Source organism: Nocardioides ungokensis (assembly GCF_013466985.1).
GTDB lineage: Bacteria > Actinomycetota > Actinomycetes > Propionibacteriales > Nocardioidaceae > Nocardioides > Nocardioides ungokensis.
Genome location: NZ_CP059164.1, coordinates 1,448,314 through 1,471,672 on the forward strand (window position 1 = coordinate 1,448,314; position 23,359 = coordinate 1,471,672).

The 23,359-nt window shown below is 67.6% G+C and carries 22 protein-coding genes; 10 read left to right on the top strand and 12 right to left on the bottom strand.

The window, feature by feature from the left end; translation table 11 throughout:
* Window positions 1-1,400: 1,400 nt before the first annotated feature.
* On the bottom strand, window positions 1,401-2,564 hold the full coding sequence (locus H0S67_RS07165) for a hypothetical protein (protein ID WP_219635540.1): 1,164 nt from the start codon (window positions 2,562-2,564) through the stop codon (window positions 1,401-1,403).
* 932 nt (window positions 2,565-3,496) lie between these two features.
* On the opposite strand from H0S67_RS07165, the gene H0S67_RS07170 reads away from it, so the two are divergent.
* Window positions 3,497-3,820, top strand: a complete 324-nt coding sequence (locus tag H0S67_RS07170) for an Lsr2 family DNA-binding protein (protein WP_180936021.1) — start codon at window positions 3,497-3,499, stop codon at window positions 3,818-3,820.
* A gap of 284 nt (window positions 3,821-4,104) precedes the next feature.
* Window positions 4,105-4,668 carry a hypothetical protein gene (locus H0S67_RS07175; RefSeq protein ID WP_180936022.1) on the top strand — a complete coding sequence of 188 codons (564 nt, stop codon included), beginning with the start codon at window positions 4,105-4,107 and terminating at the stop codon, window positions 4,666-4,668.
* Between the two features lie 23 nt (window positions 4,669-4,691).
* On the opposite strand, the gene H0S67_RS07180 is transcribed toward H0S67_RS07175, so the two are convergent.
* Window positions 4,692-5,453, bottom strand: a complete 762-nt coding sequence (locus H0S67_RS07180; protein ID WP_180936023.1) for a DUF6308 family protein — start codon at window positions 5,451-5,453, stop codon at window positions 4,692-4,694.
* Between the two features lie 392 nt (window positions 5,454-5,845).
* Between H0S67_RS07180 and H0S67_RS07185 the strand changes: the two genes are divergently transcribed.
* Window positions 5,846-6,715, top strand: a complete 870-nt coding sequence (locus H0S67_RS07185) for an NPCBM/NEW2 domain-containing protein (RefSeq protein ID WP_180936024.1) — start codon at window positions 5,846-5,848, stop codon at window positions 6,713-6,715.
* Between the two features lie 109 nt (window positions 6,716-6,824).
* Here H0S67_RS07185 and H0S67_RS07190 read toward each other — a convergent pair whose 3' ends face one another.
* The 10 genes from H0S67_RS07190 to H0S67_RS07235 all read right to left on the bottom strand — a co-directional run bounded on the left by H0S67_RS07190 (window position 6,825) and on the right by H0S67_RS07235 (window position 15,718).
* Window positions 6,825-7,028 carry a hypothetical protein gene (locus H0S67_RS07190; RefSeq protein ID WP_180936025.1) on the bottom strand — a complete coding sequence of 68 codons (204 nt, stop codon included), beginning with the start codon at window positions 7,026-7,028 and terminating at the stop codon, window positions 6,825-6,827.
* Entirely contained in the window at window positions 7,018-7,638 is a 621-nt protein-coding gene (locus tag H0S67_RS07195; RefSeq protein WP_180936026.1) for a hypothetical protein, read from the bottom strand. The genes H0S67_RS07190 and H0S67_RS07195 overlap by 11 nt, the downstream gene beginning before the upstream one ends.
* A 70-nt stretch (window positions 7,639-7,708) precedes the next feature.
* Window positions 7,709-9,307, bottom strand: a complete 1,599-nt coding sequence (locus H0S67_RS07200; RefSeq protein ID WP_180936027.1) for a type IV secretory system conjugative DNA transfer family protein — start codon at window positions 9,305-9,307, stop codon at window positions 7,709-7,711.
* Window positions 9,304-10,587: an ATP-binding protein gene (locus H0S67_RS07205; protein WP_180936028.1), complete on the bottom strand. Its 1,284-nt coding sequence runs from the start codon at window positions 10,585-10,587 to the stop codon at window positions 9,304-9,306. Before H0S67_RS07205 ends, H0S67_RS07200 begins: the two co-directional genes overlap by 4 nt.
* Window positions 10,588-10,658: 71 nt before the next feature.
* Window positions 10,659-12,119 carry an SCO6880 family protein gene (locus tag H0S67_RS07210; RefSeq protein WP_180936029.1) on the bottom strand — a complete coding sequence of 487 codons (1,461 nt, stop codon included), beginning with the start codon at window positions 12,117-12,119 and terminating at the stop codon, window positions 10,659-10,661.
* Window positions 12,116-13,447, bottom strand: coding sequence for a hypothetical protein (locus H0S67_RS07215; protein ID WP_180936030.1), 1,332 nt, complete (start codon window positions 13,445-13,447; stop codon window positions 12,116-12,118). Before H0S67_RS07215 ends, H0S67_RS07210 begins: the two co-directional genes overlap by 4 nt.
* A gap of 14 nt (window positions 13,448-13,461) precedes the next feature.
* A complete protein-coding gene (locus tag H0S67_RS07220) occupies window positions 13,462-13,761 on the bottom strand; it encodes a DUF6112 family protein (RefSeq protein ID WP_180936031.1) in 300 nt (99 codons plus the stop codon).
* Window positions 13,762-13,774: 13 nt separating this feature from the next.
* The gene (locus H0S67_RS07225; protein WP_180936032.1) at window positions 13,775-14,716 is read right to left on the bottom strand and encodes a M23 family metallopeptidase; all 942 of its coding nucleotides are present in this window, start codon (window positions 14,714-14,716) and stop codon (window positions 13,775-13,777) included.
* Window positions 14,717-14,760: 44 nt separating this feature from the next.
* Window positions 14,761-15,282, bottom strand: a complete 522-nt coding sequence (locus H0S67_RS07230) for a hypothetical protein (protein WP_180936033.1) — start codon at window positions 15,280-15,282, stop codon at window positions 14,761-14,763.
* A gap of 127 nt (window positions 15,283-15,409) precedes the next feature.
* On the bottom strand, window positions 15,410-15,718 hold the full coding sequence (locus H0S67_RS07235) for a hypothetical protein (protein ID WP_180936034.1): 309 nt from the start codon (window positions 15,716-15,718) through the stop codon (window positions 15,410-15,412).
* Between the two features lie 191 nt (window positions 15,719-15,909).
* Between H0S67_RS07235 and H0S67_RS26515 the strand changes: the two genes are divergently transcribed.
* The 7 genes from H0S67_RS26515 (at window position 15,910) to H0S67_RS07265 (ending at window position 23,352) form a co-directional block, all read left to right on the top strand.
* A complete protein-coding gene (locus H0S67_RS26515) occupies window positions 15,910-16,833 on the top strand; it encodes an alkaline phosphatase D family protein (protein ID WP_219635541.1) in 924 nt (307 codons plus the stop codon).
* On the top strand, window positions 16,802-17,491 hold the full coding sequence (locus tag H0S67_RS26520) for an alkaline phosphatase D family protein (RefSeq protein WP_219635542.1): 690 nt from the start codon (window positions 16,802-16,804) through the stop codon (window positions 17,489-17,491). Before H0S67_RS26515 ends, H0S67_RS26520 begins: the two co-directional genes overlap by 32 nt.
* Before the next feature lie 158 nt (window positions 17,492-17,649).
* Window positions 17,650-17,970, top strand: coding sequence for an STAS domain-containing protein (locus H0S67_RS07245; protein ID WP_180936035.1), 321 nt, complete (start codon window positions 17,650-17,652; stop codon window positions 17,968-17,970).
* 369 nt (window positions 17,971-18,339) lie between these two features.
* Window positions 18,340-18,600, top strand: a complete 261-nt coding sequence (locus H0S67_RS07250; RefSeq protein WP_180936036.1) for a hypothetical protein — start codon at window positions 18,340-18,342, stop codon at window positions 18,598-18,600.
* Between the two features lie 6 nt (window positions 18,601-18,606).
* Window positions 18,607-18,981, top strand: coding sequence for a hypothetical protein (locus tag H0S67_RS07255; RefSeq protein ID WP_180936037.1), 375 nt, complete (start codon window positions 18,607-18,609; stop codon window positions 18,979-18,981).
* Entirely contained in the window at window positions 18,959-21,475 is a 2,517-nt protein-coding gene (locus tag H0S67_RS07260; RefSeq protein ID WP_180936038.1) for an ATP-binding protein, read from the top strand. The genes H0S67_RS07255 and H0S67_RS07260 overlap by 23 nt, the downstream gene beginning before the upstream one ends.
* Window positions 21,472-23,352: a hypothetical protein gene (locus H0S67_RS07265; RefSeq protein WP_180936039.1), complete on the top strand. Its 1,881-nt coding sequence runs from the start codon at window positions 21,472-21,474 to the stop codon at window positions 23,350-23,352. The genes H0S67_RS07260 and H0S67_RS07265 overlap by 4 nt, the downstream gene beginning before the upstream one ends.
* Window positions 23,353-23,359 lie beyond the last annotated feature (7 nt).

The window sequence follows — 23,359 nt, forward strand, 5'->3', positions numbered from 1 at the left end:
GAGCTTGAGGAACTTGGACACGGGGCGCCTGTCGGGCGCCGGTATCGCGAGCGTGACGGCGACGTTACGGTCGACTCGTTCTGAGGGAGCGGACACGCATGAGCTGCCGGCTGGCACATCTGCAGCGGCTGTGGTGCAAGTTGGCGACGGCTTCACGGCACGTTGTCCATGCGGGGGCAGGTGAGCACAAACGAGCGCGACCGGCGCCTGCATCGACTTGGAATGCAGGCTCGACCGTTGCTGCCCGCTGGTTGGGCACTTCGGTGCCCGCCTATGTATGCGGCGGTAAGACGCACCTCTCGGATTGGGTCGCGACCTTGTCGACTTGGCACACGAGTGGGGAGCAGCGCGGCGGTCAAACGCAAGCCCACACCGGATCAGCGACAAGCCTGAGAGGCTGTGCGGGTGAAGGACGAGCCAACTGACCAGGCGGACGATTCCAGGTTTCGCCGGGTGATGCGTCACCGGTTAGCCGCGTGGATCCATCTTGCCGGTGAGCGCCTAGCGGCCTTGGAAGCCGCTGACCAACGGATGACCAGAGCAGGAATGGACACAAGACTTCGAGTCAACCTCCACCGTCACGGGCGACACGAAGAGTGGGAGGCGGCCGTTGGCTCTCGGCCCGACGTGCTCACGAGAGGACATCTTTGGGACACGCAGAATGCCACCTACCTGGTGGTCGTTGTCTTGGCTCAGATAGAGAAGGCCAGTTCGCTATTACCCGGCGATGACATTCCTGCGTATCCAGATCCCCGAGACGTCCGATTGTGGCGCAATGTGCTCGAACACTGGGAAGACGATGCCGGACCTTCGTTGACACGACTGTTGGAATTGGAGCCGGGATTCGACAGTTCGACTATCCACTACGGCGGCTCGCGGACTGGCATCGGGCACTTGTCAACAGACCAGGTTCGGGCGTGGCTAGACGATGTTCTGACCGCGATCGAGGAAGCATCCGTGAGGACGCACAGATAGTCCCCCGAGCGGAAGATCCCGTGTACGGCGAACCTGCGCGAGATTCAGAGTGAGTTGACCGCGTAGCCCGGTCGCGGCGGAATGCCGCACCCGTGTGCCCGTGTGATCGGACCCCGCGGGCGTTTCGTCGCTGTCCTGTCGCTCAACCCCCAACGCGAGGCACGAACGCCACAGCTGCCATGGACACTCCCAACGGCGGCGGTAGGACGCTGGTTGCGTTGATCGACTGATCCCGCTGGTATGTCCGCGCGGTTTCCTTGCCGACTGTGCCACTGGCGGCACCGACGCCGCCGGCTGAAGCGGCTCTGACCCCTTCAGCCCTCGGCGGGCGCGGGGACAGGGTCAGCGCGGCACTTCGAAAGGTTTCGCCAGGTGCCACTGGTGGACTCTCCGTCCTGCTCGATCGGGTGATGACTGTTGGAGCCTCACCCGCGTGGGCGCTTGGTGACCCCGCCGCCGGCGCCGAAGTTGCTGATCGGCACGGTGGTCTCATCAACAGCCGTCCAGCCATCACCCGAGACGATCCGGTAGTCCATGTCCCGCATCCGGCGCGACCAATCTGCGCCGTGATCCACCTGGTGACCGTGGGCGAGATTCATCAGTACGTAGTCGAAGGCGCTTCCGATCGCGTCGGCGACCTTGGAGTCATCGTCGACGGCGCTGAAGGTGAATCCGACGTGATGACCTCCGTGTGCTTCCAGATGCACGAGCAGTCGGCCGACATCGTTGCTCTCCACGTCGCGCCACAACGCGGGTACGTCGATGCCTCGACCACGTTTGAAGAAGTCGACGTGCCACAGGTGGCCGGGGGTCCCGGCAATCCTTGTCGGGCTTCGCTCGGCCCAAGTGCGCGTACTTACCCGCACTCGGATTCGCGCTTCGTACTGGCGATCCGCGTGTGCCACGAGCCGACGAGCATCCTCGTGCTCGCCGAGAATCCAGCCGGTCGTCACCGCATCGCTGTACAAGGCGGCATCAGGGACGTGCCGGTCGTTGTACGTGCTCAGGGCCTTGAACGTCCCCCCTTCGAGATCGCGCAGCACCTGCTCGAGCCGGCCCAGGTCGTCAGCATGTGGACGGCGCATGTGTCCGATCCTGTGGCGAATCCTCTTGAGGTCAACCTGGCGACCTTGCCACGACGCCTTCTCGAACAACGCGTAGCCGATCTGGTCCCAGAAACGCTCGATCAATTCGACGACTTGGCTGTAGTCCAGATACGCGAGAGGGTTATCGCTGTCCGGGCCGGCCATGTGCGTGTACACGGCGTCCTGCTCCAAGCGGAGATTTGCAGCCTTCACAGCGTCGATCCACTTAGTCCCATGCAACGCCCTGAGCTCGACGTAGGCAAGCGATCGAAGCCAGCACTCCAACTGCCACCAACGTGCGTACAGCGCTGCGGAAGTGTCCTCCATGAAGCCCGGAATAACTGCGCGAAGGGCCGCTTCTGCCGTCGATCCCAGCCAGGGCGATTCCTCGATGCCGAAGGGGGCGTGACCTGACTCGCCTTCGAGGGCGGGTTGTTGTTCCGAATGCCGTTCGGGCTGCTCGGTCGGCTGACCGATGGGGCGTCGGTCCTCAGGACTGGTCACTTCGGTTCTCCTCGCTGGACGGTGAGCACAAGTTTGGCTCACGATGAAGACCGCGCTGCCGCTGGCCTTTGAACCGGCTGCGACTTAGTGCCGGGACATGCGGCACGCCTTGTTTCGCTCGCGATTCACTTAGCGTCAAGCCCGCAGCCTGGTCAGTTAGGTTCCGGTGCTGGGTTGCAGATCGAGACGTAATTCGGCTGCGAGCGGTGACGTCCCGTTCGTCAGGCCGCCAGTCTCTTACGTTCACGCGGACAGGCGGCGCAATGACGCAGGCTCGCTATCCGCCGGTCCGTGAGGTGTGCCCGTGTGCCGTCCGCCGGACCGCTCGGCTCCACCGTCCAGCCGTCCTCGAGCCTTGCGTCAGTCTTGCGGGTTTCCGGAGCCTCCCTTGTGGTGACCCTAGTTAGGTTTACCTCGAACCGCCGGAGACCCGAGACTCCGGCGGTTCATTACATTTGGGACCCGTCTGCCACCTTGGTTGGCCTCCGCCCGGCTGGCGGCGGTAAGACACAGCCTTAGGGCAGATCGGAGCCAGATCCCGTCTCGCTTTCCTCGGCGCCACGAAGTTTCGTTGAATGCAGAACCTGCGGCCCGGACGCCTGACAGTCTTGAGTGGTGAGACGGACCTCCAAGTAGGAGCGCACACCGTCAGAGCTGCTCACTTGCACATCCCGGCATCCTGATGCGGACTGGCAACCCTGAACGCAATAGGTGGCCAGTCGAGCATCGAAAGCACCTTGCCAAACTCAGAGTGACTCTGGGCGAGTTCGATCGAACGTCCTGACAAGCCGTTGTCGTCTCGTCCCATGCGCTTTCCGTGCGGAAGACATCGGTCTCGGCGGTATCCCGAGATTCTTGTGGTGCCCATGTCTCTTTGGACTTGGCTACGCTCCTGTCAGGGAGAGAGGGAACCCAACATGGCACAAGTAACCATGACGATCTGCGACCGTCACCACCAGCGAGGTGAGGAAGTGCCGGGCACAACTCGGCGTTTCGCCATCGATGCGTTCAAGACGACCGCCGACCTGTGTGACGAGTGCTACGAGAAGGAGGTCGGACCGCTTCTCGAGTTCTTGCGCAGCGTGACCCGAACAACGATCGCCAAGCGGCCGGCCAGACCGGTCAACCGCTCGCGGAAGTCGAAGCTGGACAGTTCGGCCGTGCGTGCATGGGCGTTGGAGAACAGTATCGACGTATCTCCGCGGGGCAGGATCCGACAGGACGTGATTGACAAGTACCAAGCCGCGCAGTCCTGACGAAGTGACTCGAGCCTGTCGCGGTGCTGAGTGCCGGCTGTCGGGCCCGACGCCTGGAAGTGGACAGATTCTCCGCCGACAGCCATCTGAACATGATGCCGAGCCATCAGCCGATTGGTGGACGGCAAGCGGCGGTTTGACGCACCCTCCAAGGCCGAACGCTGGGTTCGGGAGCGGGACGAGTCGACACCCGGCAGGATCTTCACGTGCGGATCGGGACTTGGAACCTGGAGGGCAGGTGGTCTTCGGAGCATCGGGCGCTCTTGGAAGGTCAAGGGTGCGACGTGTGGCTCGTGACGGAGGTGCCATCAGAGGCATCGATCACCGGCATGACTGCTCACCGCACGGCGCATGCGATGGGGCCGGGCAAGACGTGGGCGGGCATCTTCAGCAGCGTTGGTCTCGCGCCTCAGCCGGACCCGCACCCTGCGACCGCGATGGCGCTGTGCGACGGCGTCCGCTTGATGAGCTCGGTGCTGCCATGGCGCTCATGCAGCGCTCCTTGGGACGAGACGTCCCTGGCTGAGAAGATGAGCGTGACTTTGGCGCGTCTGCGGGAGCACGTCGAGGGAGCGACCATCTGGGGCGGTGACTGGAACCAGGCGTTGGAGGGTCGCGACTACGCCGGCAGTGCGGCCGGCCGCGCAAGGATCCTCGAACTCGTGAGTGACTCACGGCTCTCGGTTCCGACGGGTGCCCTGGGCAGCGCGTCGAAAGGGCATCGGTCCATCGACCACATCGCGGTCCCGATCACCTGGGATGTCAACGGTGCTTGGCGCCTGGAAGCGTCCGTGAGCGGGCGTCGACTCTCCGATCACGACGCATACGTGGTCTCCGTCGTTCGATAGCTCGCTAGAACGAGAGAATGAGATCAGCTGCGAAGGTGTCGGCGGGCGGCCATCCAGAGAGCGCTGTCGAGTAGCCGCAGATCCTCCACGTCAACGCGGAGACCGTAGGTCGCCGTGAGCTCTTCACGCAGCCAGCTCAGCGCGGCGACGATCTTCGGGTTCGTCATGAGATGGCCGTACACCTGAATGTCGATCGAGAAATCGCCGGGCCATCCGTCCCCGCTCTTCAGCGAGCGCCCGGCACCGAGGTACTCGCACACAAGGTTGTCGCGGACTGGGAACAGCCGCGGACGCTTTCGCGCACACAGCTTTGCTGCGGTCACCCACCTATTGCTTGCGCCGGCGAGCAACGACCGGAACTGGCCGTGCAGCTCGTACATCCGGGCGAGTGTTTCCGCGCTGCCGCCTTCTCCATGGGTGAGGTCAGTGATGGGCAGGCACGGATCGAGGTTGCGCAGGTGCCTCTTCACCTGCTCGCGGACATCGCCTTCGTCGAGCAGCAGGCGACCCTGGCGCGCGTCGAGCTTGATGCTCAGCGTGGTGACGGCGTAGAGGTCTGACGCTTCAACGGCGTTGGGATCGTTCGGTTGCGCGTCGAGGAAGAGGGTGCCCGCATATGAGCCGTTCCGATCGTAGTAACGCACCAGGCTTTCGACGGCCTTTGTGCCGGTGACGGCGGCGAGGGTTTGGTCCGTGGCGGTTGCAAGGACTTCGTCGCGCAGTGGCGCCCAGCCGTCCGGGAGAGCAAAGGTGCGGTCGTCGCCGTAGCGGCCATGATCGGTCATGGCGTCAGGAAACCATCGGTCGGCGACTTACACGCGCACAAGCGTGAAATGAGCCAGATCGAGTCCAGTCCCTGATGTGGGAGTCGAGTCGGCCGCAGGAGCACACCGCGAGAACCTGGCAACCTCACGTCCCCCCGAACACTGACGGGGGCTGGCACGCGACCTGACGGAGTGCCGAAGTCCCCGCGGTAGCCGCGGCGCCGCACCCGCGTTGACCCCGGGCCTGTGACCGCGACTCGCCGGCAGGAACTGTTGGTAATGAGATAGCTGCCTGGCCTGGAGTCTCTTCGTGCTCACGGAACGTCAATGGTGAGCCGTCTCCGTGAAAGGGCCATGTTGGGACGCTGAATGACCAATACTCGGGGTCGCAAGCAGGGGTCTGTGGCGATGGGGTGAAGGTGTTGAATCGTGTGCGTCTCGGGTTGGTCGCCGGTTTGCTGCTCGGTCTGGCGTCGCTGGGAGGCATGAGCGCTCCGGCCGGCGCGGCAACGTCTACCGCAGCATTCTCGAGCCCAGCCGCCGTCGCCACAATCGCCAGGCCGGTGCTGACTTCCTCGGCGGGCCAGGTGGAAGAAGGAGACCGGCTGATCCTGACGGCGACGGTCAAGTCGCCCAAGCTCGCCACCTTTGCGACGCTCCAGAAGTGGGAAATACCGCCGTACGGCACTGCCTCGTGGCAGACCGTGAAGACGGTCAAGGTCAATGGCCGGAGCAAGGTCCCATTCAAGGCAGTCGCCACCGATGAGAACTCGGAGCGCTATCGCGTTTCCGTCGGGTACCGCAGCGCCACAAGACCCGTGACCTCGGGCGCGCTCACCATCACGGTATGGCGTTGGATCCCTCTCAATGAGTACCGCCCGTATTACGAGGCCGAGCCATACGCAGCCGGCTTCGGGACCACCACCATCGCCGGTCAGGCGTACAGCGGGTGGGGACCCTTCACGTACTCCCACACCGGAACCTGGGAGAGTCGGTTCACCCCCGGGCGGCACTGCAAGGCGTTCAAGGCTGTCCTCGGCATCGCCGACATCTCCGGCGATGACTCATCCGGTGCGATCACCTTCACCGCAGACGACACGCAGCTATACGCCTCGCCGACACTGACGCCGGGCATGAGCGTCCCCGTTGTCGTCGACCTGGCGAAGCCGTACCGCTTCGGCATCCAATTGTTCGACACCACACCCGGTGGCACCACCGGCCACGATGCCGTGGAGTCTTGGCCGGTCCTCGGCGAACCAGCGTTCCTGTGCACCGGAGTCTGAGGCGAAGTCAGGTGGGCAACGCGAGCCCACCCACCCTCGCTCCGACTGGGCGCGAATAGTTCCGCACGCCCTCGAAAGCGGCGCTTAGACCAATGTTTCGAGCGGGCCCTTAATGCAGCCTCGTGCTTGCGAGGTAGCAGCGCGCTGCGAGGTCGATCAGAGGGCGGTCGGAGTAGTTGGTGGCCCACGATCCAGTGATTCGACCGTCGGCGTTGATCCTGAGGTGGCCGATCTGCTTGTCGTCGTAGTCAATGTTGAGGTACTCGGGGTTGCCACCTCGACGGATGCTCATGAGGGCTGGGTCAATCAGCATGGGCGGAATCTCCTTCTCGCGTCCGCTCGGCGACCCCGTTGGGCTCCGGTGACGCGTATGCGGCGGCTGGTCGAGGGTGGTGGTCGTTGGCACAGTCGAGGGCGAAGGCTCCGTGCTCGAGTCGGTAGAGCACGCCGGGTAGCCACCGGTCGTGCCAGTCCGCAGCGGCGGTCAGGGGTGCGTTCCGGTCCTCGTACGCGTGTTGCCATGCGAGCCAGAGGGCGGTGAGCTCCTCGACGAGTTCGGGGTGGTCGGCCCAACAGGGCGGGATCTTGCGGGCAAGGGGGTAGCGGCCACGGATCCAGTTGATCCAGTCGGTGAGCAGGTGCCAGAGCTCGTCGGCGGCGTTGGAGCCGATGCTGCGCCAGCACCAGGAGGTGGGTGCACTGCCCGGCGTGGTGCTCTGCGACTCGATGTCTTCGAGGCGGGCGATGAGGCCGGCGACAGTGTCGGTCGCCTCGTGGGCGAGGGCGTCGATGTCCTGGCGGATCTGACTGATCAGCTGTGCATGGTTCATGAGCTGGCGCAGGACTGAATCGTCTGCCTGCGTCGGAGTGCTTGTGGCGGCGTTCATCACGTCTTCCCTTCTGTGCTGCCGCTGGATGACCACAGTGCGCGGAACCGGCGATCGCGATACCAGGGGAGCAGGCGCACCCGCGCCGGCGGCAGGTTCTGGTAGCTCAACACGGCCTGTCCGTCGGGAGCTGCTGCAGTCGGTGGAGCGGCGCGAGGTGGTCGGTGTGCTCGTTGCGGGTGCGACTGCGGCGTCCGTCGGTGCCGGTGGTGGTGCCATGGGTCTCGGTCCGGGTCTGACCCATGAGCTCTGACCAGTACCGCAGGGTCTCCAGGTCGCCGACGCCGGGCAGGAGCATCCTCATCTTCGCGTTGGAGACCACGGTGCGGGCAACCTCGCGGCCGCCGTACAGGTGCTCGACCTGGGCCAGGTCGTGGTAGATCAGCAACAGCTGGATGCCGTTGCCACGTGCAGTCGTGAGCAGGTGGGGGAGTCGCGGATAGCGGAAGACGTTGCCAGCCTCATCAAGGGCGAGCAGCAGCCGGGGCGACAGTGGCCCGCTCGTGGCGGCGGCCCGGGATTCGGCTTCGTGGACGATCGCGGAGACCAGGGTGGTGAAGTACGGCGCGAAGCGGTCGCCCTCGGCGTTGGGGGTGACGATGCACAGCGTGCCTCTGCTGTCGAGGAGCTGGGCCGGGGAGAAGCCTCCTCGGTCCGCGGCGTCGGCGACCCCGGGGCGGGAGTAGGTGTCGGCGAGTCCGAGGGCTGTGAAGAGCACCGATCCCTTGCCTTCCTCGTGGATGGACCAGGTGGAGGAGTACTCGCGGGCGGTGGCATCGTGGCCGGCGCCGCGGAGGATGTCCTCGACGTGGTCGCGGGCCCGTTCGCCACCGTGGATCCACTCGACCCACTGGGTCAGGCCGCCTCCGGAGAGGTGCGCGGCCAGGAGCAGACCCTTGAGGTACTTGCGGGCCTGCGAGTTCCAGGGACGTGCCTTGGGGTCCCCGTTCATCCCGGACGAGTCGACCATCCACTCGGCGATACGGTCGGCCTGGTCGTCGTCGCTCGCGGCCGAGATCGGGGACCATCCGACCGTCCCGTGGCCGGGGGCGCCGCCTGGCGCGACCACCCAGACCGGCCCGGATGCCGCCCGGGCCCGGCAGATGGGGGCCAGGTCCTGGGGCTTGGCAGTGGTGAGCACGACGGGGCCGTCCCAGTCGATCACGTTGGGAATGATGAGGCTGGTCGTCTTTCCGGACCCGTTGGGGCCGAACGCCACCGCGGAGACGCAGTCGTGGCCTGCCAGCAACCGGCCACTTGCGCGGCCACGCCCGGCCGTCAGTCGCCAGCTGCGCCGGGCCGGGTCCGTGGGCACCGCGAGGCGCCGCTCCTGTCGCCAGGTCGCCCAGGTCGCCGGCTCGGAACGGCTGGAGTGCCCGGCGTAGACCCGGCGCACGATGATCAGGCTCCCTGCGAGGAGCAGGATCGCCAGGAGCGCGAGCAGCAGCCAGAACAGCCAGCCCGTGAGTCCCGCCGCGCGGGGGTACGTCGTCGTCCAGGCGTCACTCGGGTGGTCGCCGTGGATGAGTCGCAGCGCGAAGCCGGGGGAGCGATGGAACGGGGCAGGCCCGGTGGCGGCGCCGGTCAACCACAGGGTGCCGACGGCGGCGATCCAGCACAGCGCGGACGAGCCGATGACGAGGCCCGCAACTCCGAGGGCGCCGGCGACGAGGGGATCGTTGCTGGCCGCACGCTGGTCACTCATGGCCGGCTCCCGGTGCGCATGCGGGCATCGGTGTCCACGACCGGCAGTTCGGCCTCGCCGAGGATGTGGTCGACGATGGCGGAGTGCCGTCCGACCTTCCACAGGCCGCGGCCGCGGGGGAGGTGGACGAGCTGTTCGGCCTCGACGTCGGTGAGCCCGAGGGCGGCCGCGGTGGGCTCGACCTGGTCGGTCTCCTGGGCGTAGACGACCCGGGTCGAGCAGTCGGCCAGCAACCCTTGGGCGAGTGCCACGGCCTCGCTGCCCGAGGCGCCGACCGCGCCCAGGTCGGAGATGCGGTGCACGATCGCGAGGTTGGCGACACCGAGGGCGCGTGAGAGCTTCCACTGCGACTGCATCCGGCGGACCAGTGCGAGGTGACGGAGCATGCGCCACGCCTCGTCGTACACCACCAGCCGTCGCTCGGAGCCGGCCGCGGCAAGAGCGGCCTCCATCCACGCCGAGGCACAGGTCATCAGCAGGGCGACGGCGGTGTCGTCGCCTGCAAGCCGGGAGGTGTCGAGCACCTGGACGGGTGCTGTGAAGTCGATCGGGTGGGTGGTGTGGCCGTCGAAGAGACCGGCGAGGTCACCCACCACGAGGCGGCGCAGCTCGAGGGCCAGGTTCCGCGACTCCACGGCGAGCTCGCGGCCGGTCATGTTCAACGCCTTCGCCGTGGCCTCGGTCGGCGCCATCAGGGCGGTGACGATCTCCGGCAACACCGGGGTCGACCCGGCGCGGGCGTGGGTGTCGGTCACTGCGGTGAGGGCGACCAGGAGGGCATTGCGCTCCACGGGCTGGAGCCGCCGGTCCAACGCGGTCTCGGCGAGGGAGGCGAGCAGGCTGTTGCGTCGGGCCAACACCTCGCGGTGCCACTCCTCGACTGCCATGGCGGTTGGCTTGGGCCCGGGGTCGAGGGGGTTGATCCGGGCGGGGAGACCGCGGCCCAGCGCGATCGGTTCCGATCCCAGGGCGCGGGCGACCTCTCCCCATTCGCCCTTCGGGTCACAGGGAACGTAGACCTTGATACCGAACGCGGTCATCCGCAGGGCGAGTGACTTGGCCAGTGCGCTCTTGCCGCGGCCGATCACACCGGCGAGGAGGATGTTGGGGTTTGTGATCACGCCGGCGTTGTAGAGCTCCCACGGGTCGAACACGAAGCTCCCGTCGGACCCCGCCTGTCGGCCCACGTAGACACCTCGGGACCCGAGCGCGGCGTCGACGATGAACGGGTAGGCGGCCTGCAGGTTGCGGGTGGTCGCCCGGTGGGCCGGGACACTCATCCGTCGCAGGGACCTGCCGGTGGCCCGACGGACCGACATCCGACGGCCGTGCTGCTGAATGGTTGTTCGCGTCATCGGCCGACACCTTGGGTGAGGGGGAGGGCTGCGCAGAGGAACGCCTGGTCGGTCTCCCCGTAGATCCGCCGCACTTCGAGCGCGCTGCGGACGGCGGCCTGCTCGACCTGGGCGCAGGCGGCCTCGAGCTGGTCGCGGTCGGTGGCGGTGACGGTGATCCAGCCGGTGAAGCGGTACTCGGTGTGGCCGCGGACGAGCTCGCGCTCGCGGCGCTCGAGAGCGTCGTACTCCTCCTCATCCTGGACGGTCTCGACCTGTCCGAGCCGGTGTCGCTGCGCTTCGTCGGCGCGCTTGCCGACGCGGAGGCTTCTCAGCTCGCGCATGGACCTTGACGGGGGGATCGGCTCGTAGGTAAGGGTCACGGTTCGTCGTACGCCGCCGAGTGCGAGCAGCGGGTAGAACCAGGCCGCCTCGACGGGGACCGAAGGCCATTCGGCGATCCAGTACACGGCGTGGAGTCCGCTGTCAGAGCGGTAGTGGTCCCAGTTGCCTTCGGCGGCGACGGGTCCGGCCGCGATGGGCAGCCTCTGGCGCTGGTCGTCGTCGAGTGAGTCGGAGGAGACGGGGTCGAACTGTCCCCGCACCAGTCGTCCCAGGTCGGCGGCGTCGAGGGTGCCGAGTACCTCGATATCGGCAGATCGCAGTGCCTGCTTGATCCAGGCGAGCTCTCCGAGTAGCACCTTGGTCGTCCCCTCAGGGCCACCTCCGGCACGGCGGATCTGCCTCCGCAGCCGGTGGGCGTCGATGGAGACCGCCAGGTAGGCCTCGTGACGGGTGGCGGCGGGGCCGGCGCGTCCGATCAGTTCGGCGTAAGCATCGGCATAGCGGGCTTGCTCGTCGCCGTGTTCACGCCACCATCGGGCGAGGTCGTGGCCGCTGTCCGGGATGGTCCGCTCGAGCCACTGCACCGCCGCGATGCGCGATCCCTCTTGTCCGGCCTGGGAGAGCAAGGCACCCCAGGCCGAGATCCGGCGTTCCTGGCTGGCGCGGTCAGCCAGCACGTAGTTGGCGCCACGCACCGACAGGACCAGCGTCCACCGCTCACCGATCCGCATCGCGGCGACCGGACCGTCCAGCGTGCGGGTCTCGAAGAGTCGCAGCTGCTGGCCCAGTCCGGGAAGGTCGAGCCTGACCCGGGAGTCGCATCGGCGCAGCGCGAACGGCCCACCCAAGTAGCGAGCCTCACCCTTCACACGGGCGTAGAAGTGGTTCGCCACGGGTCGGGCCCAGTCGACCAGAGCGCGGCCTTGGACCGGGAAGAGGGCGAGGAACGCGAGGCAGGCCAGGACGGCGAGCCCCGCGCCGCCGCCGCGGGCACCGGCGGACAGGAGCCCGAGCAGCAGGCAGGCGCAGCCGATCCCGAGCAGTCCCAGCTGCGGCGCTCGGAGCCCGAGCAGCAGGCCGCCGCGGTCACGGCGTCCGAAGCTGTGGGTCGCGGGTGTGTCGTGGACAGTCACGGCGTCTCTCCGTCCGAGTTGATGTTCTGGGTCTGTGCTTCGGGACCGCGGCGTGTGCTCGTGGAGTCGGCGTCAGCCGCGGTGTCGAGGGAGGGACCGCGTGCTCCGGTCGAGAGCCCGTCGGCGGTGTTGGCTGCCTGATCAGCTCCACTCCGTACCGCGCCCGTCGTGGCCTGGGCGGCGGCCACGGTCGCCATCGCTGGGCCGGCGGCCGAAGCCGCGCCCGTGCTGCCGACGGCACCTGAGGTTCCTGACGCGCTCGGACTCAACGCCGACTGGATGGCGGGAGCTCCCTGCGCCGTCGGTCCGGTCGAGCTGGATCGGGCCTGGCCCTGGGAGCGCGCATGGTCGTGCCGTCCCATCCCGGCCACGGCGCCGGCCGCGCGGCCAGTGACGGGGGCGGTGCCGCCTCGCAGGGTGTTGAGGGCGTCGCCGGCCAGGTGGGTGTCAGCGGCGAAGTGCACCAGCCGCAGCATCACCACGGGCGCGAAGCAGGCACCGCACATCAGGACCGTGGAGGCGACGAAGTCGCTCAGCGACTGGCCGCTGCCCCTGGAGAGCAGCGCGAGCCCGACCCCGAAAAGCGTGTAGATGGCGGTCTTGGTGAACACGAGCGCGATCAGGACCTCGGTCAGGCGGACCACCCAGCGGCGGGTGGGCGTCCAGAGGTAGCCGGCGATCAACAGCGGCGCGAAGGCCACGACCACGAGAATCGCGATCTTGCGGAAGATCATGACGAACCACAGGATCAGCGCGGCGACCAGCATGGTCATCATCAGCAGGATGAGCAGCATGTTCGCAGCGAACTGCCCGGCGTTGCCGGCGACCGCATTGAAGCCGGCACCCAGGCCCTGGATTGATCGGGCGAAGTCGTAGCCGGTGACCCTGACGACTCCGTGGGAGAGCCAGTTGTCGACGGCCACCAGCAGCTGGGCGAAGACGATGTAGAAGGCTCCGCCCAGTCCAGCGACCCCGACGCCAACGGCGGCACGGCTGAGGGTGGCCCCGTCCCGGCGTACACATGCCACCGCGACGGCGATGAGCAGGACGACACCGATCAGCGGCGCGGCCAGCCCGAGGAAGCCGAAGTACACACCTCGATAGGTCGGATCGGCCAGCGGCACCGTGGCGGAGTCGTCGAGGTTCTTGAGCAGCTCGCCCATCAGCATCTGCGCACCGGACGCGATCGACTGCGTGATGGCGCTCATGCCGGTGCTGGCGGCGCTCTCGGCCGCGCTATGGGCGCCTTGGCAGGCGAGATTCCACCAGGCGCAGCCGGAGGCGGAGCTGCTCAGCGTGCCCGTCATCGGGCTTGTCTCGGTCAGCATTGCCACTCCGCGGGTCAGCGGATCTGCGAGCCGAGGTTGGCGAAGAAGTTGATGATCGGCCCGGCCCCGCCGGCGATCAGCGCGGCCGCACCGCAGACGAGAACGCCGGTCTTGCCGCGGGAGGCGGCGTGGTAGTTGCCGCCGAAGCTCCCGAGCGACCAGATGATGACGCTGATCAAGATGCCGCCGAGTGCCGCGAAGAGTGCCCAGCCGCCGAGGCCGTCGAGGATCTGCTGGATCTGGGCGCCACCGGGGAGCTTGCCGGGGTCCGGGTTGACGCGGACTTCGTGGAGGATCTGGCTGGGGAATCGCATCGTTCTCTCCTGTTCACTTGATCCCGTGGCTGTGCAGCCAGGGGAGGGGGTCGATGGGGGTGCCGTCGCTCGAGTGCGAGGCACCGGTGCGCACCTCGAAGTGCAGATGGGGGCCGGTGGTGTTGCCGGTGTCACCGACGAGCCCGATGAGCTGGCCGGCGTGCACCCGCTGGCCGGGCCTGATGTCGATCCGGCTCAGGTGGGCATACCAGGTGGCGGTGCCGCCCGAATGCAGGACGTGGATCGCGTTGCCGTAGGGCCCGGCCCAGCCGGCGAACGTGACGACGCCATCGCCTGCCGCCATCACAGGGGTGCCGATCGGTGCCGCGAAGTCCTGGCCGGTGTGGCAGTCCGCCCAGTGCGCACCGCAGTCGCCGAAGCCTGCGGTGTCGACGTACGGCGCGTCCCCGAGCGGGAACGTCCAGCTGCCGCCCGATCCGTCGGCCGCTGCGTCGCACCTGGCGTCGAGGTGGGACAGCTGCGCGACGAGCCGTGTCGCGACTGGCTCCCACTTGGCGTACGCGTCGGGGTAGGCGCTGACCTGGACGGCCTGAGCGGCCTCGGTCACGGGCATCGCTGCCCAGCCGTCGATGTCGAGCAGGCCCGGCTGTCCGGCGTGTCCACCCGTGAAGAACATGACCGCGGCACTGCGGGGGGCGAGGCGCTCGCTCAGAGGTCCCCAGCTGGTGCGCTGCTGGAATACGCCTACGGAGTCGCGATCGCCATACGGGAGTGGGCGTAGCCCGGACTCCTGCATCCCCGCGGCGAGTGCGACCACCCAGCCTCGGGGTGGCACGTCGTGCTGCTTGCCGACCGCGATCACCGTCGCCGCTACAGACAGCTGCTGACGATCCAGGTGGACGTCGAGAGCGGTCGTGGTCGCTGCGGGGATGCAGGCTGGCATCCCGGATGCGGAGTCTCCCGGCGACAGGATGACGACCACGCCTAGCACCATGCTCAGCAGGGCAGCGACCGGAGCAGCGATCAGAAGTGGCGCTTTCACAGCCCGGCTCCTCGAGCCCGCTCTACCTTCCAGCCCGAGTGGTCGTGGATCAGGCTGAGCGTGACGTGCTCGTGCTCACGCACCTTTGCGAAGCTCGAATTGGTTGTGACCGTGATCCACACCAGGACTCGCACCCTTGGTGCCGCAGAAGCGCCTTGGCTGATGCCGTCGACGGCAACATCGGTGCGTTCTTGACGGGCGCGCAGGACCCGCCAAGGCAGGTGCGCGCGGGGACTGTCCGCCAGCCGCGAGAGCTCATGAGGGGTGACCAGCCGGTCAATGCTGGCCAGGAAGTCGCGCGCTCCGTCCGTTGCCGCGTCGTACTCGCAGGCGGCCCTGACGAATCGTGCGGTCAGGTGTCGGACGTAGGGGCTTGGGGTGGCGAACCCGGGTCCGGTCGCCTGCGTCGACGGCAATGCGGCTGCGGCTCGCGCGTTCTGGTCACCGCTGACGTCAGCGCATGCGAAGCACAGGAGAGCTGGTAGCACGGCGATTGCCGTGCGGGAGCGCAGATCCATGGGTTCCCCGAGACGACGCTTGGAAGAGATTGACGCCTCGACCCTGTGGCAGGGGAGCCCATCGAAGAAGCCTTCTCAGGGCGATCTGTGGATGACGCCCGATCAGCCGAATGCCTGTGGAGTCGGGCTAAACGATGTGGGTGAGTGCCGGTAGAAACACGTCGATGGCGAAGGCGACGATGGCCAGGAGCACGAGCATCCGAACCGTCGCGCGCCGGATGAGCCCGGGGCGCGCCGAACGGACGAGGACGGTCGTCGGCTGACCGCGCTCGGCGGCAGTGCGGCCCTCGTTGTAGCCGTCCCAGTACGAGGTCTGACGCTCGGCGGACAGGATCCGCTCATGATCCTCGCGCCAGAAGAACTCGCCGTGGATCTCCTGCAGTGGATTGTCGGCGTCCACGATCACCACGCGCTTCGGATGTGTCGATTCGCTCATGCCGCTCACCTCCCGATGGATGACGGCGAAGAAGGCTCGGATTCGAGAGTAGCCGTGGTCTCCGACAGCGAGGCGCACCCGACTCCCAGCATCACGACACATGGCGCTGATTCCTGAACTTGGTGCGCCGTTAGCCGGCCATCCGTCTGGGCCTCGCCAGCCCGACCCGTGCTGTCGAGACCCTCAGGTATGTGATCGAACTCGGTCGTCGCGCCGTCCTTACTGGCGGCACCGCCTCCCTCGCACTCGCGTCCGCTTCTGGCTCACCTGCCCAGGCAAACGTGCTGCCAGCGGGCGGTCGCTCAGTCGCCAAAGACACCCGCGATCCGTTCACCCTCGGCGTCGCCTCCGGCGATCCAGAGCCGGACGGCGTGGTGCTCTGGACCCGACTCGCCCCCGAGCCGTTGGCGTTCGACGGCCGCGGCGGCATGCCTTCGCGCGAGGTGAGAGTCGACTGGCAGGTGGCGGAGGACGTGGAGTTCCGTCGAGTGGTCCGGCATGGATCGGTGTGGGCGACGCCGCGGAAGGCGCATGCGGTGCACGTCGAGGTGCGTGGGCTCCGGTCGGAGCGTGAGTACTTCTATCGCTTCAGGGCAGAGCGCCACCACTCGCGGGTGGGTCGGACACGTACCGCGCCGGGGTACGAGAGCTCGCCGAGCTCGTTCACGGTGGCCGCGGCCTCGTGCGCGGAGTACGAGCACGGATTCTTCACGGCGTACCGGCGGCTGGCCGAGGAACGGCCTGACCTGGTCCTGCATCTCGGGGACTACCTCTACGAGTTCCGCCACAACGGCTTCGTGGCGAACCCGCACAACGTACGCCGAACTCTCGGACCGGAGACGGTCACGCTGGCGGGCTATCGGCAGCGCCACGGGCAATACAAGAGCGATCCCGACCTCCAAGCGGCGCACGCGGCGGCGCCGTGGAGCGTGATTTGGGACGACCACGAGGTGGACGGCAACTGGGCGGGGCTCCACCCCGAGCACCCCGAGCCTGGCTTCCGGCATCGGCGGGCCGCCGCGTTCCGCGCCTACTACGAGAACATGCCGTTGCGTCGCTCCTCGGTGCCACGTTGGCGCGGGGATGCGGATCTATCGCCGGGTGCGCTGGGGTGACCTGTCGACCGTGCACCTGCTCGACACCCGTCAGTATCGCGACAACCAGGCCTGCGGCGACGAGCGGATGGCCGGCTGTCAGGAACGCCTCGATCCCCGTCGCACGATTCTGGGCCGGCGCCAGGAGAAGTGGCTGCTGCGCGGACTCGGTGCCTCCGGGGCCCGTTGGGACGTGGTCGCCCAACAGATCTTCTTCGCCCAGCGCGACACCTCGCGGTCGGCAGGTCTGCAGGTCGGGATGGACGCCTGGGACGGGTACGCCGCCGACCGACAGCGGATCCTCCACGGCTTCGCCCACCGTGGCGTCCGCAACCCGGTCGTGCTCACCGGGGACGTGCACCGCCACTACGCCAACGACCTCCGTCTGGACTTCGATCGGCCCGAGACCCGACCAATCGGGGTCGAGTTGATCACGACGTCGATCACCAGCGGGGGCGATGGGCAGGACACCACCCCGGAGATCCGCGCCGAGATGGCGGCCAACCCGCATATCAAGTTCGCCACCAGTCGACGCGGATATGTTCTGGCTCGCTTCCACCGCTCGCATGCCGAAGTCGACTTCAAGGTGCTGCGCTACGTCCAGAAGCCCGGGGCCCGGGCGCACACGGCTGCGGCGTTCGCCGTCGAGGACGGGCGTCCGGGCCTCCATCCCGCATGAGTCCGCTGGCGGCACTCGTCCGGGAGGAAACCGTTCGGCAACCCCACGGCAACCCCGTGGCCTCATCTCTCGCTCACGATCGAGGTGGCGCGCACCGTTTGCGCCATCAGGTGCCGAGGGGCGCCAGACGAGCCGAAGGGGGTAGTCGAATGCCTGGGGTGATCCTGTCCGTGACTGGCCGTGTCGCGACGGTCGAGGTCGACGGCGTGCTTGACCTCATCGGTGTCCACGACCTCGAACGCGCCATGGAATCCGCGCTGGCGCAGGGGTGTCGAAAGGTCTGGCTCGACCTGTCCCGCGTGCCGCGCGTGGAGCCCGGTTGCGATGCCGAGCTGCGTGGCTGTCTGGCAGAGGCGAGGACTCGCGGGGCACGGTTGGGCCTTGCGAGCATCAGCGCACCCCTCGGGTACTTGGTTGCGCAAGGCGGGCCACTGAGCAATTTCGTCCGAGTCCGACGCCGACACGGCAAGGCCGTCTGAGGCCATCACTCTGCGAGCACGTTGCTGAGAGCCGGGGGCGTTGATCGGTGTACCGGCATCGGAGCTCGCCACGGCAACATCGCCCGGGCATGGCTCGTGCCCGCAAGCCTCACCCCGAGAAGTTTTCGCATGTTCAGCGCGGCGCTCTTGCGAGTCGCATGATCTTCACAGTGGGGCGCGCGCGTGTCGCAGATCCCTGTGTCAGCTGGCATCTGGCCATCTGCCGAAAATCTTCCTGCTTCTGGACAGGCCCCTTCCCAAAACGGTGTTGGTCGTTTTGAGTAGGTACGCACATCAAGTCCGCGCTCGCTCGGGGGAGACGGCTGATATTGCTGCTTGCCGTGGCGAGCCTTCTCGGGAGGGTTTGAAATGAGCAGTCTCGTCACGGATGTCGTGGTGATGGCACCCAGGTTCAACTCCGACGGCATCGTCGCCTGGGGTGTCAAGAACATCATCCCGATCCTGTTGCTGGTGGTCGGTATCGGCATCATCGCCAGCGCCCGTAAGGGTCAGATGAGTCAGAACGCGATGACCATCACCAACATCATGCTCGGCTGCGTCGTCATCGCCGGTGCGGCGTTGTTCTACGGGTTCGCCGACAGCATCGCGAGCTTCGTGTTCAAGGGCTGATCGCCGGTGCTGATCCGGCCCGATGACGAGGTCTACCGGGTCGATGCGGTGTGGCTAGGCCCGCGTGGGTTCACGCTGCCCTGGTCGGCCCGGTACTCGGCGTACGGCATCTGGCTCGTCGTGTTCGTGTCGGTGCTGCTAGTCGAGGCGGCCCTGCCGATGCGAGTCAGCGTGCCTCCCGTGTGGGAGCTCGTGCTGAGCATCCTCGCGACCTACGCGTTGACCGGCGTCATCGATCACGACCGTCCGCTGATCAGTGTCTGGGAGCTGCTGCGGAACGAGGCCTCCGCGCCTCGCGCCGGGCGGTCACAGCGCACCGTTCGGCTCTGCGCCTCCACAGTCCGGGTGAGGGAGATCCATGTCCAACAAGAAGCTGAGTGACCGGGTCGTCGATGCCCGTCTGACCGTCCGCAACATCGAGGGCAACCTGTGCTTCAGTCGCCATGAGGCGTGGGCCTGGTACGTGCTGCCGACGCAACCATGGGCCTTCCGGTCCGACTCGCAGCGCGAGGCGCTGATGTTCGGGTTCGGAGACGCGTTGGCGTGGCTCGCGGGGCATCGTCTCCACCTGAGGGTCACGACGAGGCCGTACCCGACCGCCGAGTGGGCACGAGGTCTGCACCAGCTCACCCCGGACCCGCTCGACACTCCTGGTGTTGAGCCTTGGACCGAGCACATGGTCACCATGCAGAAGCATCTGCGGAACCAGACCATGGCCGAGAAGGAGGTGTTCCTCGGCGTCCGGGTCTCCAGCAGGGCGATGTCTCACCGGGCGATCGGCGCGCTGTGGCGCCATCCGGGCAACATCGAGCACTCGCGGCTGCTGCCGCAGGTCGAGCGGATCACCGAGACGGTGGCCCTGCCGGGATTGGAGGGTCGACCGGCGACTGCCCACGAGATGGAGTGGCTTCTCCGGCGATCCATGGGGCTGGGGCTCCCAGCGCCTGCCGAGCTCGCACCAGTGCCCATCCGGGAATGGACTAGCGACGACCTCCACAGCTTCGTCGACCAGGTCGAGTACGAGGCCGAGCCTCTCGGGCGCACGGTGAAGCTCACCAGCCGTGGTGCCGCGGACCCCGTGGAGCGTCACGTCGCGGTGCTGTCAGTGGGGCGTCTCGAGGAGATCGAGGCGCCAGACCCTGGCCACGAGCCCTGGCTGTCCCACACCGACCGTTTGCCCTTCCCGGTCGAGTGGTCTTGCCAGTTCGACGTGCTGTCGGGGGTCGACGCTCGCAAGGCGATCCAGCGCAAGCTGCTCGTGGTCCGGGACATGCAGCGACACTTCGCTGAGCACGACCTCGACGAGCCGCTGGCGCTCGACCGACAGGCCCGGCAGGCACGCGAGGTCGAGGACGAGATGACCCGTGGCGTCGACGTCGCTGCTACCCGTATCCACGGCTGGTTCCGGGTCGCGGTGGCGGCGCGGACGCAGGAGGAGTGCCTGGAGCGGGTCCGCAAGGTGACGACGTCGTACCGGTCCCGCCGCGTCTCGATCGAGCACCCTCGCGGTCAGTTCGGGCTGTTGCGGGAGTTCATCCCGAGCGAGCCGATCTCGACCTCGGCATACCGCCGACGGCTGCCCGCGCTCTACCTCGCCGCCGGGGTCCCGATGGCGTCGAGCCGCCTGGGCGACCGTCGTGGTCCGTACGTCGGCTACACGGCCGGCTCGTCGCGCCGTGCCGTCATGTTCGACACGCACTACGCGACGGAGGTCCGGGAGACCTCCGGCCTGGTGCCGGTCGTCGGCGGGCTCGGCGCCGGCAAGAGCGTGCTCCTGGGCCAAATCACCTACGAGGCGGTACGGCGGGGCATCCCGTCGGTCGTCCTCGACCCGTCCGGGCCTCTCGCCAGGCTCACCGAGATGCCCGAGCTCCGGGAGCACAGTGAGCACCTGGACCTGACCACCGCCGCGAGCGGGACGCTGAACCCGTTCGAGGTCGTCGCCGCACCGCTGCGCTCCGCGTACGCGACAGAGGATTCCTTTACCGAGGCCGAGGTGATGGCCTCCCAGGATCGCAAGCTGCTGGCGATGGATGTCGTCAAGATGCTGCTCCCCGCCTCGGTGGACTCGCTTCCCGACACGTCGCTGGTCGTCTCCGACGCGGTCCGTGCCACCCAGGGAAGACGCGATGCCTCGCTGTGGGATGTCGTGCGCAACCTCGAGGCGCTCGATTCGCCGCACGGCAAGATCGTGGCGAACTACCTCAGCGACATGGCCGAGCTGCCGCTGTCCAGGCTGTTCTTCCCGAGTACCGAGCAGGGGGCGACCCGACTGGGAGCCCGGCTCACCGTGTTGACCATGCCCGGGCTCGTCCTCCCACCCCGGTCAGTGCCGCGGGACCACTGGTCGACCTCGGAACAGCTCGCGGTCCCACTCCTTCACCTGGCGTCCTGGTATGCCACCCGAGCGGTCTATGGCAGGGAGATGCAGAGCCGGAAGCTGGTTGCCCTCGACGAGACCCACTTCCTCGGCGAGTGGTCTGCCGGCCGGGCCCTCTTCACCCGGCTCGGCCGCGACTCGCGCAAGTGGAACACATGCGTTCTCGCCGCCTCGCAGAACCCGTCCGACGTGCTCGGCATGGACGTCGCCAACTTCATGTCCGCTGCATTCGTCGGTCGGCTCGAGGACGAGGCGGCTGCCCGGGACGGCCTGCGAATGCTGCGCGTTGCCACCGGCGTCGGATACGAACGCGCTCTCTCCACCCTCTCCTCTGGCCGTGGGGAGACCGCGTCCCGAGAGTTCGTGATGCGCGACGTGGACGGTCACGTCGACAAGCTCCGGGTCGACCTGTCGGCGAACCCCCGCCTGCTTGCAGCGCTCAACACCACCGCCGGACGACACGGCAACCGCAGCGGCGAGGAGCAGGTCGCATGAGGCGACAGGTGGCGCGGATCGTCGCCATCCTCGCGGTGCTCGTTGGCGTGAGTGTTGCGCTTCCCCCAGCCGCGATGGCCATCCCCGGACTCTCCGACTGCAAGGAGGCGCCGACGCCCGAAGTTCCCGGGCGGGGGATTGCCGGGTTCTTCTCCCAACCTCCAGAGCACCTCCCAGCCGAGGCCGATCCGTTCAAGGCCGGCTCGGGGACCACGATCTACGAGCAGTACGGGTACGCCGGCCTGCGGTGGCACACCTACGACCTGGGGTGCGGGCCCGACGCAATGCGGCAACCGGACGCCGTCATCGGCACCGCGATGAGCAACTGGGTGATGCAGCTGCCGATCGCGCTCACCGCCCTGACCGGTTCTCTGACCCAGACCGCCTTCCAGCCGACGTTCCTGAGCTCGTTCGACGGGGTCGTGACCCACGTGTCCACCGCCCTGCACGACAGCCTGTTCCGCTCGTGGGTGCCGGCAGTCATCGCAGTGCTGGGTGCGCTGATCATCTTCCGGGCCCGTCGATCGTCCCTGGCGACCACCGCCGCCGCCGTCGGCTGGGCCCTGATTGTCGTGCTCCTGGCGACCGCCCTGTTCCGCTGGCCCGTGGAGGCCGGCCGCGCCGCGGACGCGACCGTCACCGGGACCCTCGGGATGGTCGTCAGCCGGCTGGACGGCAACGGACCGGACGTCGACCCCGGGACCGCGGTCGCCTCCAACGTCGACGAGTCGATCTTCTACCGAGCGTGGCTGGCCGGTGAGCTAGGGAGCCCGGACAGCGAGGTGGCCAAGAAGTACGGGCCCGCCCTGTTCAAGGCCCAGGCCCTGGACTGGCACCAGGCCGCCATCCTCGAGTCCGACCCCGACAGGGGCGAGCAGATCATCCAGGACAAGGAGGACCAGTGGAAGGACATCGCCTCCAAGATCCAGGACGAGGACCCCGAGGCGTACGAATACCTCACCGGGAAGCGCTCTGAGACCCGGATCGGCTACGCGATCCTGTCCGCCACCGGCGCCTTCCTGGCGCTGCCCTTTCTGCTCATGTCCGCGCTGCTACTGCTTGGCTGCTTCCTCATCGTCAGGCTCGCGGTGATGATGTTCCCCGCGTTCGCCACACTTGGTGCCTTCCCCGCCTCGCGCGGCCTGGTGATCGGACTCGGGAGGACGGTCGCCGCCGCCCTGGTCAACGCCATCATCTTCGGGATCGGGACCGGCGTGACGGTCGCCGTACTCGGCGTCCTGTTCCATCCCGGGGGAGGAGCGCCCGCCTGGTTGGGCATCGTGCTGATGCCTGTCTTCACGGTCGTCATGTGGGTCGCCTTGCGTCCGTTCCGACGCCTCACCTCCATGGTCAGCGCGGATGACCACCACTTCCGTGGGATGTCCGGTGGCCTGGGATCGACCGCGCGAGCCAGCGGGAGACTGGCCAAGAAGCTGGCGATTGCCGGGGTCACGGGAGCGACGGGCGGTGCGACCGCGGGAGCCGTGGCTGCCGCGCACGCCGATGACGAGCCTGTGCCACCACCGGACCGAGTTGAGGCACGTCCCTCGCCGGCAGCTCCTGGTCCGGTGCCGCCCGCACGATCAGTCGCTGGTGCTCTGTCGTCAGGCGACGACGTGCGAGCGCAGCAGCCGTCGCCGGGGCCAGCCTCGTCGGCGGCGGGACCGGTTCCGTCTCAGCCGGCGCCGGCCCATGTGGCTGGAGCCGCCCCGGTAGCCACTCCCTCGGCGACGCACGAGCTGAACCCGGGGTTCGTACCGATGCCGTCTTCCTCAGGAGTGCCGCTGCCCCCGACGGAGCCGGAGTGGTACGAGGGCGAGGACGTCTACACCATCTACCGCCCCACCGAAGACGACGCGGAGTCCTTCAGCCAATGAGCCTCCG